A 386-nucleotide genomic window follows, 5' to 3' on the forward strand; every position below is an offset into this window, starting at 1 on the left:
GAGTAAGCGCACCCACTTCTAACAGAGGCGATGCATCAAGTTTATCTGCATCCATCATTGCGGCAATGCGCTGCATTGACGACAGTAATAGGCTCTGCTCCCACTCTGCAAGTGCCGAAAACTTAGCAATAAAATGCTCTTGTAGTGGTTGCGGTGCTTTATCAAGTAACTCCTTTCCTTTATCGGTGAGGTATAAACTCACTCGACGCTTATCCATTTGGCTACGTACCCGAGTTACTAAGTCTCTACCTTCTATCCTATCAAGAATATTAGTAACGGTTGCCGGGCTTAAATTTACATTTTGAGCTATACGGCTTGCTGTTATCCCATCTGTATGGGAAACCTCTTGCATTATAAGCAGTTGTGGCCCAGTTAAGCCTGAAGTT

The 386-nt window shown here is 44.3% G+C and carries 2 pseudogenes; both read right to left on the bottom strand.

The annotated features are described in order from the left end of the window. A pseudogene (locus AAEY72_RS14250) lies at nucleotides 1–202 on the bottom strand (hypothetical protein); the annotation flags it as partial. A gap of 12 nt (nucleotides 203–214) precedes the next feature. Next, nucleotides 215–386 (bottom strand): annotated as a pseudogene (locus AAEY72_RS14255) (MarR family winged helix-turn-helix transcriptional regulator); the annotation flags it as partial.

Source organism: Psychrobacter sp. W2-37-MNA-CIBAN-0211, from assembly GCF_040309405.1.
Classification (GTDB): domain Bacteria; phylum Pseudomonadota; class Gammaproteobacteria; order Pseudomonadales; family Moraxellaceae; genus Psychrobacter; species Psychrobacter glaciei.